Genomic DNA, 20,116 nt, shown 5'->3' with positions numbered 1-20,116 from the left:
TAGACTCACGACGAAAGAATCATATAACATTATTTCGGGTATTCACACTTCTGTATTTATAGTTCTAAAGTCTCATTTATGAAAAGATTTTTAATTTAAGCCTAATTCCACCCTAACATGGGTCATTTTTTGCATATGTACAACAGACGACTCAAGACCTAGTAAGCGTTTTCCTCTGAAAATAAAAAAAGGCCGCCCAAAGGCGACCTACACTTCTCTTCCCATTTCAAGGAAGAATGGATACGCTATTATTCATTAATTACCAGCTGGAGCAGCCGGTGTATTCTCCACCATCTCATCAAACAGGGATACCAGCTCAATGCCTTCTGCCGAAATGCGTACCAGTCCTTTATCAGACAAGCGCAATTCCGGAATAACAACAAGTGCCAGCAGAGATAGCGTCATAAACGCATTATTTAACGTACAGCCCGCAGACTGTAACGCTTCACTGACAGCCGCAGATTGAGCTGCTACCACTTCAAAAGATTCCGTGGACATCAAGCCTGCAATGCGCAGCGGGAATTCAGTCACACCAGAGGCAGTCACGACAGCTACGCCGCCCTGCATTCCAATGACCCGGTTGCCCGCTTCAGCCATCAATGCGTCATCATTCCCGATAATGAGCAGATTGTGGCTGTCATGCGCAACGGTCATCGCAATGGCCGCAGGACCTGTGAAGCCTATGCCCCCAACAAGAGCAACGGCGCGATTGCCCGTTTGTTTGTGACGCTCCAGCACTGCAATTTTGCAGATTTCACCTGATGTTGAAACGACGACATTGCCATGTTCTACCGTGACATTAACATGCTTCTCCTTGGTATCCACATGATTCTCCGTCACATGAATGACTTTCGCTCCAATCGTACCTTCGGTAATCGGCGCAGACAGCTCCATATCCTTCGGCCGGATGTTGGCTTCCAGTTTCACGGTGTTCAGCGCCTCTTCCGGATATGTGAAGCTGTCCCAGACCGCTGTCATTTTGCCGTTCTCTGCCACGATATGCCCTGCGGCAATCGTCATGCCTACACGGACATCAGCCAAGCGTCCATCCAGCAAAATAATGTCGGCGATATTCCCCGGAATAACCGCACCAATATCGCGTGCTACACCGAAACGTTCAGCTGTATTGATTGTCGCCATCTGGAAAGCGGTAACCGGCTTCACTCCTTGAGAAATGGCCAAACGCACAACAAAGTCCATATGGCCTTCTTTGAGCAGCGATTCCGAACTCCGGTCATCAGTCACCAGCATCATGCGACGTGTATCCAGGCCAAGCTCTGTACAGGCTTTGATCGTTTCCGCAACGTCATGCCAAGCAGAGCCCTGACGCATTTTGGCGTACATGCCAAGCCGCAGGCGTTCCACTACATCTTCCTTCGTAACACATTCATGATCCCCCGTAACGCCGCTTGCTGCGTAGGCTGGCAGACGCCAGTCATCCGCTGCCCAGGTGAAGTGACCGTCTGCCACCTTGCCCGCTCGGAGCGTCGCCTGAATCTCACCGATCATCGTCTCGTCCCCGTACACGACCCCAGGGAAGTTCATCACTTCACCGAGACCAATCATATCCGGACCCCAGGAGAGGGCTTCCGCCACTTCTTCCGGTCCAATATAAGCGCCTGTTGTCTCCAGTCCAGGATGTGTGGAAGGAACACAGGAAGCCACCTGCATATAAGCAGCCATTGGCGTCGTCCGTGCTTCATCCAGCATCAATCGCAGACCTTTGAGTCCAAGCACATTGGAGATCTCATGCGGGTCAAAGAACCCTCCCGTTGTACCGGAAGGTAGAACGGCTCTCGCAAACTCCGTTACTTTCATTTGTGTACTTTCAATGTGACAGTGCCCATCCAGCAATCCGGGAGCAATGTATTTGCCTTCAGCCTCAATGATGCGTGTTTTCTCTCCAATGGTATGGCTTACATCTTTACCAACATATGCAATCCGGGCTCCCTGTACCGCTACAGACATGCCCGGCAAAATTTCACCCGAAACCACATTAACCAGCGTTCCGCCCCGAATGACCAAGGTAGCAGGCAAGTCTCCCCGTGCTGTTGCCACCAGATCCGGTACGCAATCCGCCATTAATGGGCGTTCAAAAGATGGTGTGTTCATGTTGCTGCCTCCTTCATTAAATAAACGATCCAAAAAAAATAGATTGTTACGATTATATGAGTCTCGCCGTCATGTGTAAAGAAAATTCACACCTATTGTACATGAACACAAAGGATGGATCATTTTTTATCCATGAAACCTAATCCGCCTGATCTCATGTCAGAAGAGATGAAATTACTATGTCCAATTATGTCCAGTGTTCTACTCCATACTTCTCACACCAAAGACCATCCCCATGGAGCTTCTTATTCCCCACATCGTATTCCGCAATACACAGAAAGACTCCCGTCCCATCGAACGGAAGCCTTCTTCATGAACCTGAAAGACGAAGTCAATCGGCCTGAGCCGCAGATACCTTGCCCATATCATACAATTCCTCGGACTGGGATGTAATGAACGGGCTCGGTTTACCCATGCAATAGACATGCAGTAAATGCATTGCACGGGTACATGCCGTATAGAACAGCTTACGTTCATGTTCCTGCGCATATTGCGATGCAGATCCGTCATAGATCAGAACGGCATCAAACTCCACACCTTTGGCCAGATACGCTGGGATGACATGCACACCCCGTTCAAAGGCAAGTGTTGTTTTCTTGATCAGTTTCGGTGCCGCAGGCAGTACTTTGCTTAACGCCTCATGAATGTCCTTGCTCTCTTCCGCGGTTTTGCAGATGACCGCAACTGATTCATACCCTTCCTGAATCAGATGCTTGAGATCGGCTGTAATAACATCCAGATGCTCCTGTTCATTGGAAGAAACGATCACTTTCGGCTTCTCCCCGCCTCGGTTAAATGGAACGATCTCTTCTCCACCGGGAACCATGCCGCGTGTAAACTCCACGATCTCCTGTGTTGAACGATAACTTCTCGTCAGCTCGATCACTTCCGTATTTTCCGGTCCATACAGGTTAGTCAGCGGTCCCGTACCACTCAATACCGAAGAGTGTGCATAGATAGCTTGATTAAAATCTCCAAGTGCGGTGATTTTCGATCTCGGGAACAATCTTTTCATAAAGGCCAGCTGGAAGGCAGAATAATCCTGCGCCTCGTCAATGATCACATGGCGGATATTGGAGTTAATATGGAAACCAAGCAGCAACTCACGCAGATACAAATAAGGTGTGATATCCTCATAGGCCAGCTCCTGTACTTTCAGTCTGCGAAGTGTCATCTCACTAATCTCTTCCCAATGGGAAGGCAGTTCTTCCTCTCCCAACAGGCGAACCATCTGGGCCCGGTCGTTGAATAAGTGCGCGTACAGTTGACGGACATCGACAAAACGTAGCGATTTGATCCATTTGCGTAAAGGCTTGAGCCGATCACTGACCACCATCCGGGCAAGGATCTCCCGTTCCTGCTGGAAATCATCGAACGTGTCCGACTTCCCTTTTTGCTTTCGCTTGAGGCGCTGATAGGCCCGTTGCAGATCTTCCGGCTCCATCAGATCCATTTGTTGATCTACCCAAGGGGCTTCCAATTCACCTTTGCCAAAGGCCGATAACTCTTTCAGCATCCAGTCCCGCAGGATTTCCAATCGATTCACCAGTTTGACGGATGGCTCGAAGCTATAGAATTTCTCCGCCATGGCCTCAGCTGTAACCACAGCCCGTCCCTGGAAACGAACCGGCTTGAACTTCATGCCTTCCGACATCATGCTGTCCTTATAACGTGTTATCACCTTCAGGAAAGATTCGGATGACTTGAATCGAATGCCGGACATGCGTGCTTCATACTGAGGATCTTCTGTTCCGGTCAGTACATATTCAAGCTGAATGAATGGGTCTTCCAGCTGATATTCACGACCCAGACGGCGTTCCAGATACTCCTGGAAGGTCGTTTGCAGCATATTTTCCTCCCCAAGCTCAGGTAGTACGGTAGAAACATAACTGTTGAACATTGGGTTTGGCGAAAAAAGGACCATCTGATCCGCTTGCAGATGCTCGCGGTATTTATAGAGAAGATACGCCACACGCTGGAGTGCAGCGGATGTTTTACCACTGCCAGCAGCTCCCTGAACGATCAGCATGCGAGTCCGGTCATTACGGATAATCCGATTCTGCTCCTTCTGGATGGTCGCCACAATGCTTTTCATCTGTGCATCCGAGGTTCGACTGAGAACGGCCTGTAACAGTTCGTCCCCAATCGTAACTCCGGTGTCGAACATAAAACGGATACGTCCGTCCCGAATAACAAACTGCCGCTTCATCTCAATATCGCCACGGATCTCACCACTCGGTGTATGATACGTGACCGGACCTGGCGCACCATCGTAATACAGGTTCGATATGGGTGCACGCCAGTCATAGACAAGAAAGGATTCCTCCTTCTCATCCAGCAATGATGCGATCCCTAGATAGATTCGCTCTGCATTTGGATAGCCACTTTCCTTAAAATCAATGCGTCCAAAATACGGTGAATGATGCAGCCGTTTCATTTTGTCTAGCGCTGCTGCCGTATTCAGATGACTGCGCTCCCGATCCGATAGAACCTGTGATTGCTGCCTCATACTGGTGGAGGTCTCACCCACGTCATCCGCTTCGCTGAAGTTCATGGTGACTTCGTCCCAGAAATCTTTTCTCATCCCCACAACTTCGTCCCTGAAGGAACCTACCTCTTTTTCTAGGATGTCGATTTTCCGATCGATCTGTTCTGTTACAATGTTGACCCGCTGTTGCTCCTCGCTCCATTGCTGGTCTGTACTCATATATTAATACGCCCCTCTTTCCCCGGATTGTGTCCTCAAAAGCCCATTTGACAAGCCCGAAAAGGCTATGGTATAATTAATTAGAAAGTAAACATTTTTATTTTATGTTAATTAGTTCTAATTTTCTGAAAACCATTTTTTATTGTACCAGTGACAACGTCCCGATGCAAGCGGAGGCGTTTTTTGTTGTCTTCATTCTATTATTACCCTCAAATTGGTTGAATATAGAACGCCCCTATACTAATGTCGTAATTCTTCAATGGTCTCTCTCCAGCGTGTGATGGCCCCAGACTCATCTTTTAACTGAAATGTTATCCCTGAAGTAATCTCCGCATAAGGTGCATGATCTACACGAACGTTTAACACCTTAGCCTCGAAACGATCTCTCGGATGCACAGCTTCCATGAGTTGTGGCAGTGAAGTCACATCTAGACGAATAGATAACAAGCATTTCTGATGAACAGCAATCAAGGTAGCCTTGCCTGTTCGACTCATATTCATACTTGTCTGTGTTCCCGGCCATAAAGCCAGTCTCAGCAGGTTGGGCGTGACGGCAATAACTTCCCCCATACTGATCATCGCCTGATGTGGCCAGCCATCTTCGGACACAGTCAGTAATTGCATCGCTTCGTGCTGCTTCTGCTCCAGATCCTGTCCATTGAACCACTGCGTCCATTTAGGGTCAAGCTGTGTTAAATTCATACGTATCTACCTCGGTTCGATTGAGTTGGTTGCGCAAGGTTTGCGCTATGTATGACAAAACAACCCGGACACGCTGTCCGGGCTGGTTGTGGTTCCATTGTATATGATGAAACCACATCACCGCAAACTGTACTACCATGTTTACGGCCATTTAAGCCAATTCAGAATTTTATCCTGTGACTCCTTGTCTTCACTGGCACTATGCACATGTTCGGCAAGCCGGTTCAATCGTTCTAGTTGATAGCCATAGTCATAGATCGCGGCAGCTACGATGGACAGTCTCAGCATCCCTTCCTGATCAATATCAAACTGGGAAATGGCCTGCTCCATGAAGCGATCATTATCCAAAATGAACTGTGCCGCCTCTTCCCCGTTCGGTTTCAGCTTATCCTCGAATTTGAGCAGCGCATGTTCATGGAATTTGATAACAAGCTCCAGATGTGTATCAAAGAACTGATCCATTTCCGGTGTTCGCGATGCCTGGAAATAATGGCGTTCTACCGAATCCAGCACATCGAATCCTTTTTGCAGACTCAGCAGCATCTGTTTGTATACGACCATCTGCCGGGTCTCGCTGAATGTGGAACGTTTCATCTTCTTCTGTTCTTCTTCAAACAAATTATATTTATCTGACAAAGATTTAATGGAACCGCCCAGATTATTTTTCTCATCCCGGAACACCACTTCCTTAATCTCATCCGAGATCGATGTCCGCAGCAGCAGTGACATGCCACTGAACACACTCTGAATCTGTTTCACGAACTGAATCTTCGGCTTGGGTGGAAATACGGTAATATTAATAAGAAAAGCAGATACAATGCCGACAAGTGTCAGCAGGAAACGGTTCAATGCAAAATGCCAGTCACCCGACGCTTCCATAATTGATACAACGGTTACCAGCGTCAGGCCAACCGTTTCGCCCATATTCAATTTAAGACAAATCATAATAACCAGCACAATAATTAACCCGACGGCGATGGGCTCATTGGACAGCACCATGCCTCCCAGCAGGGCCACAATTGCCCCAAGTGTGGTGGTCTGCAGCTGATCCAGGAAATACTTCCAGGAACGATAAATGGATGGCTGCATCGCAAAGATGGCCGCAATTGCGGCGGGAACGGGAGATTGCGGGTTCAGGAACATGCTGCTAAGGTACAGGGCCAGCGTGACCGCAATCCCTGTCTTAAGTACACGTGCACCAAATGACATGGTGACCCCTCCTCTTTTTCGAAACTGATTTCATTCGTTGGATGATCATTATCATTATTACCCCATATTTCTTTTTTTGCCCGAAATCAATTCAGGAGAACGATTTATTGTATCATGGAAGCCTTTGGGTTACCATGCCCTGTATCCTGTTGATGAGTTAAATTCCATTCCCTACTACTTCTATGTACACAAAACAATACCCCACACTCCACTCTCGGAAGTAGGGGGTATTGTATGTTTAACTCAAACGGAGAAAGTTATGAAAACCTTCCTTCCCATTCACGCTTGAACTGCTCCACAAACTGCACCATAAAGTCATGACGCTGCTCTGCCAGTTCCTTGCCATAGGACGTATTCATCAGATCTTTTAGCTTAAACAGCTTTTCGTAAAAGTGATTGATCGTTGTACTGCGTCCATTCCGGTATTCCTCCCGCGTCATCTGCTCTCGTGGCGGAAGGGCGGGATCATACATCTCACGACCTCTCGCGCCGGCAAAAGCAAACGTACGCGCAATACCAATAGCGCCCAGCGCATCCAGGCGATCCGCATCCTGCACCACCTGGGCTTCCAGGGATGAGACGGCAGGTCGCTGCCCTCCTGCATAGGAAATGGAACTAATGATGCGTACCACAGCTTCCCGTGTACCCGCTTCAAGCGGCTGGGTATCCAGCCATGCATTCAGCTTCGCCATTCCGGCTTCAAGACTTTCGTTAAGCTTCTCATCCGGCACATCATGAAGCAATGCAGCGAGTTCACAGATAAAGGGATCGGCACCCATACGGTGTGCAAGCTCGACCGCAAGTGCGGTCACCCGCTCGATATGCGGCCAGTCATGACCATCCGTATGTACGGCCGCATCTCCCTGTACAAAAGCACGAGCCGCCCGAAGAATAGCCTCTCCTGTTAACGTTCCATCAACCTGATCCCCATGCCCTAATTGTTGCGTGTGTAGGTTCAGATGTTGAGGGGAATTCTCTTGCATCTTACACGTCCCCGCCTTCGCGAGTTTGTTCACGCGGTATACGTCTTGCCACACCCGTTTTGACCGCTGCTTCAATCACGCGATTGCGCATCGATTTGACGATTTTATCGTTAAACACACTCGGAATAATATAATAGCGGGTGCGCTCTTCATCGGAAATGGCTGAAGCAATCGCCTGAGCTGCTGCGAGCTTCATCTCTTCATTAATCTCACTGGCACGGCAATCCAGAACGGCTCTGAACATACCTGGGAAACACAATACGTTATTGATCTGATTCGGATAATCTGAGCGACCTGTCGCCATGACAGCCACGATGTCTTCCACCACAGACGGCATAATCTCCGGTACAGGATTCGCCATGGCGAAAACAATTGGATCGGCGGCCATGGTTTGCACATCTTCACGGGTTAACAGGTTACCGCGCGACAGACCGATGAAGACATCTGCTCCGCGAATCACGTCACGAAGTGAACCTGTCTCCAGTTCCGGATTGGTACGAGCCGCATAGTCGCTCCATACTTCATTTTCATAGGTATTCGTCCGTACCAGCGCACCATCACGATCCACCCCGACAACCCGACTCGCACCCGCGGACAGCAGAATATTACTGCATGCCACACCTGCTGCACCGATACCACAGACGACAATTTTCACATCCGTGATGGATTTACCAACCAGCTTGAGCGCATTGATCAGACCTGCATACAACACAACTGCTGTACCGTGCTGGTCATCATGAAATACCGGGATGTCCAGTTCCTCATTCAGGCGACGCTCAATTTCGAAGCAACGTGGTGAAGAAATATCCTCCAGGTTAATCCCGCCAAACGCTGGTGAGATCGCTTTCACAGTTCGAATGATTTCCTCGGTATCCTGTGTATCCAGGCAGATCGGGAAAGCGTCCACTCCTGCAAACTGTTTGAACAACATCGCTTTACCTTCCATGACTGGCATCGCGGCACGTGGTCCAATGTTGCCAAGGCCAAGCACGGCACTACCATCGGATACTACGGCAACCGTATTCCGCTTGATTGTCAGCGAAAATGCCTTTCCAGGCTCTTCTGATATAGCCGAACATACCCGGGCCACATCCGGTGTATATACACGTGACAGGTCTTCACGGTTATGAATCGGGACCTTCGGCGTAACTTCGATCTTGCCGCCCAAGTGCAGCAGGAACGTCCGGTCCGATACGTTTATGATGGATGCTCCTTTAAGCTGGCGCACCCCTTCTATAATTTTGCTATTATCTTGTGCATCCGTTACAGCGACAGTTAAGTCGCGCACACTTACATCCTGATTGGTCGAAATTACGTCGATGGCGATAATGTCTCCGCCAGCTTCCGAGATGGCCGAGGCCACTTCACCAAACTTGATGTCTTTTGTTGTCATTTCCAGCCGAATAATAAAGCTGTTACCGTCTAAATTCCTTTGATTCATTCCAATTCCTCCCAGACTGAAAGTCATGAGTTGCAATGTTACCTGTTTGTCTTCGCTGCGCGGACACGTTTATCCTTTATCTTGCCCAAAAAAAGTGCTCAGTGTGATCTAAATACGACAAAAAGGGCCACCCTCTCCGTCTGATCGAGACGTTAAGGGTGGCCCTTCTGCACACTATATAAGTTAAACTAAAGAATATTTACACTTGCCACTCCGATGATAGAACAACCTTCCGATCGCTGTTATCCCTACATTTTTCAGCCAAATGAGTAACAAATATATTATTTACGCTCAGCCGCTCTGCGCAGTACTCGGATATCATATGGTTGCAAATCCAGGCTGCCCTCTACAGCATCATCACTCAGCAGATCACGATAGGACTGGTTGTCCAGTTGTACTTGCTTCGTCTCCGGTGTGTAGTTCTGCACAAATACATAATCCGCTGTGCCATCTGTACGAATGTGTGCCGTAACTCCAGCAGGAAGCTGAGTTTCAAGAGCACGCTCTATACCCAGATCAGCGATTAGACTGCCATAGAAATCATCGTAAAATGGAGCTTTGAAACGTGTAGCCATATAATAGGCTTTACCTGAGCCAAGACGATTAACGGTCAAAGCAGGCCGTCCGGCATAGAAGTCGGAGCGATATGTCGCCAGAGCTTCTGCACCTTCCAGATGAATCAGGTCACATAATTCGAAAGCATCATATTCGGCATTCAGTTGAAGCTCGTTGTCCTTCACAGGCACAATCCCATTCAGATCACGGTCATGCAAGCCGTCGATCTCTTCTGACCAGATCCCCAGCGTCTTGCGAAGCGGTCCAGGGAATCCTCCCAGGAAGCACAGATCATTCTCATTTACGATACCTGACCAATACGTGGCTACAAATGTACCACCATTTTCCACGAATCGCTCAATGCGTTCACCCACTCCTTCACGTACCAAATAGAGCATAGGTGCGATGAGCAGTTTGTACTTGGAGAGATCAGTATCCATGTCGATGACGTCCACAGGCACACCTTTTTTCCAAAATGCATCATAATGCCATTCTACCGTCTGCTCGTACTTCACTCCGATGTTACGCGGCCCTTGGGAATCCTTTACTGCCCAGCGGTTTTCCCAGTCGAAGATGATGGCAACCTCAGCCGGAACGGACGTTCCAACCACCGCCTGCATTCCTTCTAGTGCTGCTCCTACGTCAGTTACATCCTGGAACACGCGGGTATGTTCATGCCCAACATGATCTACAACCGCTCCATGAAGCTTTTCACTGGAACCCCGACTCTTCCTCCACTGGAAGTACTGTACATTGTCCGAGCCGTGTGCTACTGCTTGCAGAGATGCCAGCAAATGCATACCCGGGCGTTTCAATTTGCTGGTCTCTTGCCAGTTAGTTGAGCTTGGTGTGCTCTCCATTAATAAAAACGGCTGCCCGCCCTTGATGGAACGAACGATATCATGCATCATCGCCACTCTGGATGCCAGTGTATCTTCTTCGTCCGCATCATGCCATGTCGGATAACTGTCCCATGACAGAAAATCCAGAATGTCAGCGAATTTCCAGTAGTTCAATCCTTCATAAAATTCCATCAGGTTGGTCGTTACCGGCAGATCGGGATTTTTGGCCTTCAGCGGTTTCGTTTCGTGCACGATAAAATCAGCGGTCTGATCGGTGACAAACCTGCGCCAGTCCAGATTCATCGCATGGACCTGTGTCTCTCCATGCGGGGCAGGAGACTCCACTTGACTCCAGTCTGTCACGGTATGGCTCCAGAATGTTGTCCACCAGGAGTGATTCAACTCGTCCAGTGTGCCGTATTTGTTTTTCACCCAGCCGCGAAAAGCGTCCTGACAATAATCACAGTGGCAATCCCCGCCGAATTCATTGGAAATGTGCCAGCCAATTACTGCCGGATGATCCGAGTAACGTTCTGCAAGTTTTGTATTGATTGCAGTAACCTTCTCCCGGTATACCGGAGATGTATAACAATGGTTGTGACGGAAGCCATGCAGGTTGCGAACCCGATTGGCCCCAACACGCAACACTTCTGGATACTTGGCCGACATCCAGGCAGGTCTTGCACCGCTTGGGGTAGCCAGAAATGCATAAATTCCATTGGCCGCAAAACGATCCAGCACTTGATCCAGCCATTCAAACGTGTACACGCCTTCCTCCGGTTCAAGGGATACCCATGAGAAGATGCCAATGGACATCACATTACATTTGGCAAGCTTCATCAATCGGATATCTTCCTCAAGGACTTCAGGATAGCGTAGCCATTGCTCCGGGTTATAATCTGCACCATGTAACATATGAGGTGCTTTGGAACTCACAGGTGGATATTTGTATGTCATGCTGACAACTCCTTATTCATTTCATTTTAATTATCTATTTGATCAATGCAGCACTCGGCTGCTCATCCAATGTAGTGTCATTTTCCTCTCCAGCCTTCAGCGCTGAAAACGATTGCAACTTCTGACCCTTGAAGTCAAACATCGTCAGGTTGCCCCAGTTATTCGGATGTCCAACAGACCACTCTTCCTTGCTAGGAATCCAGGCAGGCTCCCAGTAATAGAATCCCGCTCCTAGACCTCCGGGAACCTCACGAATAATCTGCAGCAAATCCTTCAAATAACGTGTCTGTCCTTCCACACTTGCCGGATACCCGGGCAGTAACAGTTCTTCCTGATTCAGAATCCACTCGTGACCTTCAGGCTGCTCCAATGTCCAAGGATAAGCGGTTTCAACAACATTGATTGGTTTGCCGTAGCGTTCAGCCAAGTCATGCAGATTATCCCGCAGTGCATCCAGTGTTCCATGCCACCAAGGGTAATATGAGAGCCCAATGATATCGAACTCCACACCTAGCGCCTCAAACCGATCATAAAACTTGCGACTCTCCGCATTATCACCACCGCGGTCTATATGAATCATAATTTTGATTTCCGAATCAACCGATTTAACAGCAGCGATGCCATACTTCACAAGTCCAGCAAAACGCTCCCACTGTTCATCGGTATCATGCTCTTCCCCACCAACACGTCCTTCATCCCATAACATGCCAGGTGTTATTTCGTTCCCCACCTGCACCATGTCTGGCAATGCATCATGCTCCTTGAGTGTTCTCAGCACATCCGCCGTATAGGTACATACCTCACGTTGTAGTTCCTCATAGGACAGCTTCTCCCATGCCTTCGGCTTCCATTGATTGGCTGGATCAGCCCAGCGATCCGAATAATGAAAATCCAGCAAAAATTGTAATCCTTGTTCCTTGATCCGTTTGGCTACCGCTACCGTCCGCTCCAGATTACAGAATCCGCCTACAGGATCATTCCAGATTCGCAACCGGATTGCATTGGCATCACCCAGCTTGAGAAGGGTCAGCAAGTCCGCCTGCTGCCCATGCTCATCACGATAGGTCCCACCATGCTGCTCAATTTCATCCATAAATGACACATCCATTCCGAGAATGAATGCCTCTTCCTTTAAATTGCTCACTTCATCAACCTCCGTTTAATTTAGATGCAGGTTTAGCCTTTAACTGAACCCAAGGTCATACCTTTGACAAAGAAGCGCTGCAGGAATGGATACACAATGAGGATTGGCGCACTTCCAATAAAAATTTGTGCCGCTCTTACTGTGGTTTGAGAAATGGTTTCCATCTCTTTCGGGTTCATGGCCATCGTACTCATATCACGTTTGATAATTACGGTCTGCATGAAAGTGGCCAGCGGATAATCCTTGGCATTGTTCATGTAGAGCAATCCGTCAAACCATGAGTTCCAGTGAAACACCATGCTGAACAATGCAATCGTTGCGATAGATGGCATGGAAATCGGCAGGAAGATACTGAACAACGTTCTGAAGTGATTGGCTCCATCCATCAGCGCCGCTTCCTCAAGCTCTTTCGGAATACCCCGAAAGAAGTTTAGCATCAGAATAACGAGGAAGGTGTTAACCGCTCCCGGAAGCACCAGCACCCAGAAGGAATCCATCAGGCCGATCTTCTGGATGACCATATAGAAGGGAACGAGTCCCCCATTGAAGATCATACTAAAAACAAAAATCCATGAATAGACGGTTCTTCCTTTAAATTCATTATTTTCTTTCGACAACGGGTACGCTGCCAAAAAGGTGATCAGCAACGTAATTCCCGTACCAATGACTGTCCGAAGCAAGGAAATCCAGAGAGAGTTTAGGAAAATCGGGTTATTCATCGTTTTTTTGTATGCTTCAAGTGAGAACCCTACCGGCCAGAGGTTAACGAGATTGGCATCTGCGGCAGCCTTGTTACTGAAGGATACAGCCAGAACGTGAATCATCGGTACAATACACATAATGGCAACCAAAATGAGAAAACAAATATTGATGACATTGAACACGCGATAAGGCGTTGATTTATGATACATCGTGGTCCCTTCTTTCTCTGTTCATTCGATTAGAATATGCGGTATCCGGCGTATTTTTTGGCTAAGCTGTATGATACAAGGATCAAGACCATGCTGATGACCGATTTAAATAATCCAATTGCGGTCGCGAAGCCCATCTCTCCGTTTTCCAGCGCCGAGCGATAAACGAATGTATCAATAATGTCGCCCGTTTGATATACGAGCGGGTTGTACAGATTGAAAATCTGATCGAACCCAGCGTTAAGCACGTTACCCAGTGCCAGTGTTCCAACCACCATCAGCATCGGTACAAGAGACGGGATGGTAATATGCAGTGTCTGTTTCCAGCGACCCGCTCCGTCAATCTCTGCTGCTTCATACAGCGCTGGGTTAATGCCGGCAAGGGCAGCCAAGAAGACAATCATGTTATAGCCGAATTCTTTCCACACATCCGTTAGAATGATCGTCGGTCGGAACCAACTGTTATCTCCAAGGAAGAAATATGGCCCAAGTCCGAATGTTCCGAGTACCCGGTTCACCAGTCCTCCGGTGGATAACAGATCAATCAGAATTCCGCCCAAGATAACCCAAGACAAGAAGTGAGGCAGATACACCAAGGTTTGGATCGTTCGCTGGATCGCCATCTTGCGAACTTCATTCAACAAAATCGCGAACACAAACGGGACAAACAAGTTAAAAATGAGTTTGAGTACAGCAATGATCAGAGTATTCCATATGACTTGCAGGCTGTCTTCGCGTTCAAACAAATATCTAAAATTATCTAGCCCGACCCACTCCGAGCCACTGATGCCGAGCCATGGTTTGTAGTTCTGAAATGCCATAACGATTCCGCCCATAGGCACATAGCTGAATATGATCAAAAAGATGATGGCTGGCAGCAGCATTACGTGAAATGGCCAAGTTCGTTTTAAAGTTCTCATGATTGCTCCCCCCTGTAATTCTTCCTACTCAAGTGCTCCCTGAGCGGCTTATACTGCGATTATATCAACCGTTTGCATAGGTCAAACAGCACATAAAAGCAATATAAATGGCACAAAAGCAACCAGTTTGGACTCGCTGTCATTCCAGTCATTCATCCACTGCTGACCCGCACCTCCCCGAAGCAAATCAGGCTCTCATAACGACAAAAAAGCGCACAGACCTGGTTGGTCTGCACGCTGCTGTATCCTTATTTTTTCACACTGTCATACCATTCGTTGACCTCTTGTGTGATTTGGTCGCCGCCACCCGATTTCCACGTTTGTACAAATGTATCGAACGCATCTACCGGATTTTTGCCATAAATAATTTCGTTGAATGCTTGATTCTCAATTTTGTTCAGGTAGTCCAGCTTGGATTTCATTGTCGCTGTTGTAGGACCTGTGAACATGTTTTTGTAGGAGATTTCTTCCTGACTGAGCAACACTTTCGCTGCGGCAGGGGTCTCTTTACCGTAGTTGACAGCAACATCCTTCTCAAGCTTCGTCTCAGGCTCTTTGCCATCTGCCAGATTGAGCAGGGCTTTCATCTGAGCATCGGGAATACGGGCGCCGTCACGAACGAGCAAATAACGTACAACGTTCACATATCCGCCTTCAATTTGGTCAATCGGCAATTGTTTGCCATTGGCATCCAATTGATAGTCATACTTTGCAAATAGACCGTTATCATACTGGCTACCCGGTGCCGGGTCTGCATAATTGTCGAACAGGTAGTTCTCATACGTGAAGAACGCTTCAGGGTGCTCCATGTCTTTCTTGATCAGAATGACGCCGTTAACAAACTGTGTACCATGACGCATAGCTTTGCCTTCTGGACCGGTCGGGATTTGAATCGGTTTCCAAACGGCACTTGGCACATTTTTCACTGTATCCAGAAGCGGCCATCCACTCATCCAGTATGGACCTGGGATAATACCGGCTGTACCTGCCACTGCTGGCTCGGCTGTTTTGTTTTCATCCCACAATGCTGCTTCCTGCGGGATGTAACCTTTTTTGAGCCATTCGCTCAATTTGGTCAGACCTTGCTTCATGCCAGGATTGATGGAACCATACTCCAGCTTGCCGTCTTCAGCTACATTCCATTGGAACGGCAATGTTCCGTATGCACCAAAGATCCAGGATGGATCTCCCATCCATGTGTTCATGGATGTTTTGAAACCAATGCTGAGCGGAATGACCTTATCTGGAGCTAAGCCATCCGGATTTTGATTTTTGAACGCATCCATGACTTTTTCCAGTTCATCGATTGTTTTTGGCGCCTCCAGATTCAGCTTGTCCAGCCAGTCCTGGCGAATCCACAGCAGGTAATCATTGTTGTACGCATAGTCCAGTACGGGAATACCCATTCTTTTGCCGTCACGGCTATACTGGTTCCATACATTGGGATCCTGCTCCATCGCTTTTTTCCATGTGTCGGAAGCGTATTTGTCGAACAGCGGACCCGCTTCCTGGTACATGCCAGAATCAATCAGATCCTGTGCAAGCAGGTTGTCCCCTACCATTACCACTTCAGGCATCTCCTGACCGGATGACATAGCAAGACGAAGTTTTGTCGCAAATGCGTTGTTCGTATCCGTTACAGACCACAAGGATTTGATGTCGATGCCAAATTGATCTTTGGCCCACTTGGTTGCTACGTTATTTTCCATCGATTCGCCATTTTTGAATTTTAGCTCAGGATCAATTCCCCATGCCGTTGTAATCGTTACTGCAGGATCATATTTTTCTTTGTATTCGTTTTCAATAGCTGGCGTACTTGATGCCTCGCTATCTCCTCCGCTATTTCCTCCTGTACAGCCTGCAAGGACGCCGGTCAGACACACCGCCGTTGCGAGAAGCGACAGTAATCTCTTTTTCGTGGATTTCGCTCTCAATGTTGTTCCCCCTTCAATCATTTTGGTTACCCTTTCATTATAGGCCTGCCGGGTCTTTCAGCCTATGTCACGAAAACAAGATTTCTGCACCTTTGGCAACCTATATATTGGAATGATGTTGAAATTATGCCTGATCCCGATATTCATTCGGTGTCATGCCGTAATGTTTTTTGAACATTTTGCTGAAATATTGCGGATTTTGGTACCCAAGTTCACTGGTAATCTCGTATATCTTTTTGTTGGTGTTTTTGAGCAAATACAATGCACGCTCCATCCGCATGCGAATCATATAATCGCCCAGCCCCTCACCTGTCTCGGCTTTGTAGATCTTGGACAAATAAACGGGATGCAAATACACCTTGTCTGCGATCATCTTCACGGATAGATCCTGTCCTGCGTCTCTGGTTACCATCTCCTGAACCTGCTTGATGACGTGTCTGCGACTCTGCACGCCTTCCTGATCCGACAGCTCCTCCTGCAACTTGGCAAGCATCTCAGTCGCCCAGCGGCGAAGCTTGTCAGGTGATTGAATCAACTGATGTGCCAATAGCAGATCAAATCCCGCATGATCAATCTCATGTACGAGATGCCCCTGCTTGTGCGCAATGTACATAAAAGCATTCGTTACTGACAAATACATCTCATATACATGCTCTCTGGAGAGACATACACGGTCCGCTGCATCAAAGACAGCATTCAGTTTACGTGCCGCAGCCTCCCACTGTTTGGTTTCAAGCAATTGAGGCAGAACGGGTGGCTTATAGAGCTCTTCAAGCGCTTGAGCCGCATCGTTCTCCGGTCGTTTGGACAGCTCTTTATCCATGTAAATGATTGTATTTTCCTCTGGACCCGATAGTACGAGTGATCCCAAACCTTTACGATAAGCGGTTGTCAGATCGGCAAATTGAAACGGTGCAGTAACCACCATGGATAGATCACCTTGCAGATATCGAATGACATGCTCGCGGAAAGTTCCAACTGGCTGTTTCAGTTCTTCCACATTGGTCTGAGCAGGCTCTGTCCAGTCCTGACTCTGTATCATCATGACCAAACTCTCATGAGGACCTCGTCCAAACCATACGTTGAATTGGGGACCAAACACCTCTTCGGCAATATTGCCAACCGCAAACTCCATCAAATCCAGTGATTGCTGGTCCATTGCCGAGAACCTGCCTGTAAGGCGAATTAGCATCATAACTGCCGGTTGATCCGGCTGAAGCACAATCTCATACTTCTCAAGCTGTTCACCCAGTGCCCGTGCTGTAATCTCGCGGCCCAATAACAAATCGTGCATCAGATTCTCCCGCAAAATTTTATAATCTGACTTCCGGCTATATAACAACCGATGGTATTTATCAAATTCATCCCAATCATCCCGAAGGGACGTGATGGCAGCGGAGACCGAAGCCATGAATTCCTCATCGTTCACTGGCTTGAGAATATAATCGGCAGCTTGCAGCTGAATTGCTTTTTTGGCATATTGAAAATCACTATGCCCGGTCAGCAGAATACAGCGGATATGCGCCCATCGACTGCTTACCTCCTCCACCAGTTCCAGCCCGGACATGCCCGGCATTCGAATATCGGTCACCACAAGGTCCACTGCATTCTCTTCCAAGATCTGTAGCGCCTCCTTGCCAGATGCTGCACGCAAAACCGTCGTAACCCCGAGCTCGCCCCAAGGAATGGTCAATTCTAGACTTTCAGTTACATACGTTTCATCATCCACCAGTAAAATATCAATCAAGACAGTCACTCCCTATCTGCTTCGTTATGCAATGCATTCTTTCTATAGTTCTAATTCTGTGGTCATATCGCGTCTCTATTTCTATCCTTCTATTCAATAAGATGTTTTTCGTCAGTAGGCCAGGACAAGGTAACACGCAGCCCACCAAGCGGTGATTCCGTGACGCTAATTCCCGCCTGCTCCCCATACCTGAGCTGAAGACGCTGGTTAACGTTCCACAACCCACATCCCATCTCTTGGTCCATACCGCCTGTGAGTTTGTGGAGCAGCATCTGCCGGGCCAAGTCATCCATACCTTGCCCGTCGTCATCTACGGTAAGAATCATCATGCCATTTCTCTGTTCTCCGGACACCCGTATTTCCCCAGCTTCGGCATCGGCTTCAATTCCATGAATGACCGCATTTTCCACCAGTGGCTGTACGATTAGAGGAGGCACCTCTTGCCTTAAGAGGTCTTCCGATAAGTCAATTTTGAAACGTATTCGGTCCATACGCATCTGCTGAATCTCCAGATAACACGTGACGAACTCAATTTCCTCTGTGAGCGGTACCACATCACGCTCCTGCCTCGTCGTATACCGATAGTATCGGGACAGATTATGCGACATGGCAACGACGGCATCGACACGCTTCAGCTTGGCCATGCTCGTAATGAATGAGAAACAATTATAGAAAAAGTGTGGATTAATCTGCGATTGCAGCTGTTTCAGACGGGCTTCACGCACATGAATCTGTTCCAGGTACACGTGTTCAAACAACTGCTGAATCTGCGCCACCATAGAGTTGAATCGTTCGGACAAAAAGCTGAATTCATTGCGTCCTTTGGGTGTAATTCGGACTGAATAATCCTCCTGCTTCAATCGTTGGAATCCACGAATCAACTGTTTGACAGGAACTTGGACCTGTACATATAACAGATAGGCTACGGCAAAGCTCATCAATAGCAGACAGATCATCGCTGAGTAGAACAGTATATTAGATTGATGAATCGGCTTCAGAATAGCCGATAGTGGCATGTAATCGACCAGATACCAGCCGGTCGTGCTGGACTTTACCGTATTAACCATATAAGGCTCGCCGTTAATGACTACCGTCCGGTTATCCACATCCTTAAGCTTATCAATGGCCAGCTTGTCCATCAGCTGACCTGTCAGGGCACGATCCGAGGTGCGGTTATAGATGACCCCCGTCTCTTCCCGGTAATAAAATGGATCATGGCGACCATCGTCCTTGAATTTGTCCAACATATCTCGAATGTTGTCACTGTCGAATTCTAGCTTAATCACGGTTTGCGCATTGGCTGCGGGATCGCTAATGCCGTACGGAGATACGGTGATCCAGCTGAAGATGAATTTATCATCTTCCCCTTCCTGAGTCTTTCGAACATTCCATCCGGATGATATGTTGCCTCTCAGCGTCTGCTGATCATAATAGCCAGCATCTCTTTCAGAGATGACTCTGCCCAGCGTCGGCGAATAGAGGTACAGTTTCGTTGTCCAGTTGGATGAACTCTCCTGGATGCTCAGCTTGTTCTGAATACGTTTAACCAAATTGATCGTATCCAGATCGAAATATTTACTGTCGGCGTAGATCCGCCGGAAGCTCGCAATATCAGGATCATGGATGAGCAGATTCGGCCACGAGGATAACAACTCGATGTGTGTGTTCACTTGATTCTGAAAAAATTCCAGTTGGTTACTGTTGGAGCGATTGAGTTCATCCCGCAGAACTGCTGTCGTTTTATGGTTGGAATACCAGTACAGCAGCACGACTGGAACCAGCATAATTAGAATTAAAATGACCATTTTGGAAAATAGATTCGTCCGGTATGACATCTGCTTACCTCACCTTGCCTTCATTAGTCAGTGAATCTAATTTTAACGATGAAAGCGTTAAACATAAACTATTTTTTCTGGGCGAATCCGCTCCACAGCTCATCTGTTATTCCTGAC

At 47.9% G+C, this 20,116-nt stretch carries 13 protein-coding genes; all 13 read right to left on the bottom strand.

All coding sequences use genetic code 11. The features are described from left to right. Positions 1–255: 255 nt before the first annotated feature. Complete coding sequence (locus BLS14_RS00900) at positions 256–2,112, bottom strand: adenine deaminase (protein ID WP_090949037.1); 1,857 nt, start codon at positions 2,110–2,112, stop codon at positions 256–258. 331 nt (positions 2,113–2,443) lie between these two features. Further along, positions 2,444–4,819, bottom strand: coding sequence for an RNA polymerase recycling motor HelD (gene helD / locus BLS14_RS00895; protein ID WP_079694802.1), 2,376 nt, complete (start codon positions 4,817–4,819; stop codon positions 2,444–2,446). 240 nt (positions 4,820–5,059) lie between these two features. Continuing rightward, positions 5,060–5,521 (bottom strand): hypothetical protein, encoded by a 462-nt coding sequence (locus tag BLS14_RS00890; protein WP_090949034.1) that lies wholly within the window; start codon positions 5,519–5,521, stop codon positions 5,060–5,062. A 141-nt stretch (positions 5,522–5,662) separates the two neighbouring features. Next, a complete protein-coding gene (locus BLS14_RS00885) occupies positions 5,663–6,730 on the bottom strand; it encodes an FUSC family protein (protein ID WP_063564722.1) in 1,068 nt (355 codons plus the stop codon). 257 nt (positions 6,731–6,987) lie between these two features. Beyond that, positions 6,988–7,713 (bottom strand): HD domain-containing protein, encoded by a 726-nt coding sequence (locus tag BLS14_RS00880; protein ID WP_256336112.1) that lies wholly within the window; start codon positions 7,711–7,713, stop codon positions 6,988–6,990. Position 7,714: 1 nt separating this feature from the next. Then, on the bottom strand, positions 7,715–9,154 hold the full coding sequence (locus tag BLS14_RS00875; protein ID WP_063564724.1) for an NAD-dependent malic enzyme: 1,440 nt from the start codon (positions 9,152–9,154) through the stop codon (positions 7,715–7,717). 281 nt (positions 9,155–9,435) lie between these two features. Beyond that, complete coding sequence (locus BLS14_RS00870; protein ID WP_090949032.1) at positions 9,436–11,508, bottom strand: beta-galactosidase; 2,073 nt, start codon at positions 11,506–11,508, stop codon at positions 9,436–9,438. A gap of 34 nt (positions 11,509–11,542) precedes the next feature. Beyond that, positions 11,543–12,652, bottom strand: coding sequence for a glycoside hydrolase family 53 protein (locus BLS14_RS00865; RefSeq protein ID WP_090805276.1), 1,110 nt, complete (start codon positions 12,650–12,652; stop codon positions 11,543–11,545). Positions 12,653–12,684: 32 nt separating this feature from the next. Next, entirely contained in the window at positions 12,685–13,563 is an 879-nt protein-coding gene (locus BLS14_RS00860) for a carbohydrate ABC transporter permease (protein ID WP_064639146.1), read from the bottom strand. A 29-nt stretch (positions 13,564–13,592) separates the two neighbouring features. Then, positions 13,593–14,483 carry an ABC transporter permease gene (locus BLS14_RS00855; protein ID WP_062321959.1) on the bottom strand — a complete coding sequence of 297 codons (891 nt, stop codon included), beginning with the start codon at positions 14,481–14,483 and terminating at the stop codon, positions 13,593–13,595. Positions 14,484–14,731: 248 nt separating this feature from the next. Continuing rightward, positions 14,732–16,438, bottom strand: coding sequence for a type 2 periplasmic-binding domain-containing protein (locus tag BLS14_RS00850; RefSeq protein ID WP_371121144.1), 1,707 nt, complete (start codon positions 16,436–16,438; stop codon positions 14,732–14,734). A gap of 103 nt (positions 16,439–16,541) precedes the next feature. Then, the gene (locus BLS14_RS00845) at positions 16,542–18,164 is read right to left on the bottom strand and encodes a response regulator (RefSeq protein ID WP_090949028.1); all 1,623 of its coding nucleotides are present in this window, start codon (positions 18,162–18,164) and stop codon (positions 16,542–16,544) included. A gap of 89 nt (positions 18,165–18,253) precedes the next feature. Continuing rightward, on the bottom strand, positions 18,254–19,999 hold the full coding sequence (locus tag BLS14_RS00840; protein ID WP_072732339.1) for a sensor histidine kinase: 1,746 nt from the start codon (positions 19,997–19,999) through the stop codon (positions 18,254–18,256). Positions 20,000–20,116: the final 117 nt, after the last annotated feature.

The sequence above is a fragment of the Paenibacillus sp. OK060 genome (assembly GCF_900101205.1).
In the GTDB taxonomy this organism is placed as follows: Bacteria; Bacillota; Bacilli; order Paenibacillales; family Paenibacillaceae; genus Paenibacillus; species Paenibacillus marchantiae.
Note: the sequence above shows the minus strand (reverse complement) of the source record. Positions and strands in the feature narration are given on the sequence as shown.

Coding starts and splice junctions, on each gene's coding strand:
- BLS14_RS00900 (WP_090949037.1), bottom strand. CDS start 2,112: ATGAACACACCATCTTTTGAACGCCCATTAATGGCGGATTGCGTACCG.
- helD (WP_079694802.1), bottom strand. CDS start 4,819: ATGAGTACAGACCAGCAATGGAGCGAGGAGCAACAGCGGGTCAACATT.
- BLS14_RS00890 (WP_090949034.1), bottom strand. CDS start 5,521: ATGAATTTAACACAGCTTGACCCTAAATGGACGCAGTGGTTCAATGGA.
- BLS14_RS00885 (WP_063564722.1), bottom strand. CDS start 6,730: ATGTCATTTGGTGCACGTGTACTTAAGACAGGGATTGCGGTCACGCTG.
- BLS14_RS00880 (WP_256336112.1), bottom strand. CDS start 7,713: ATGCAAGAGAATTCCCCTCAACATCTGAACCTACACACGCAACAATTA.
- BLS14_RS00875 (WP_063564724.1), bottom strand. CDS start 9,154: ATGAATCAAAGGAATTTAGACGGTAACAGCTTTATTATTCGGCTGGAA.
- BLS14_RS00870 (WP_090949032.1), bottom strand. CDS start 11,508: ATGACATACAAATATCCACCTGTGAGTTCCAAAGCACCTCATATGTTA.
- BLS14_RS00860 (WP_064639146.1), bottom strand. CDS start 13,563: ATGTATCATAAATCAACGCCTTATCGCGTGTTCAATGTCATCAATATT.
- BLS14_RS00855 (WP_062321959.1), bottom strand. CDS start 14,483: ATGAGAACTTTAAAACGAACTTGGCCATTTCACGTAATGCTGCTGCCA.
- BLS14_RS00850 (WP_371121144.1), bottom strand. CDS start 16,438: ATGATTGAAGGGGGAACAACATTGAGAGCGAAATCCACGAAAAAGAGA.
- BLS14_RS00840 (WP_072732339.1), bottom strand. CDS start 19,999: ATGTCATACCGGACGAATCTATTTTCCAAAATGGTCATTTTAATTCTA.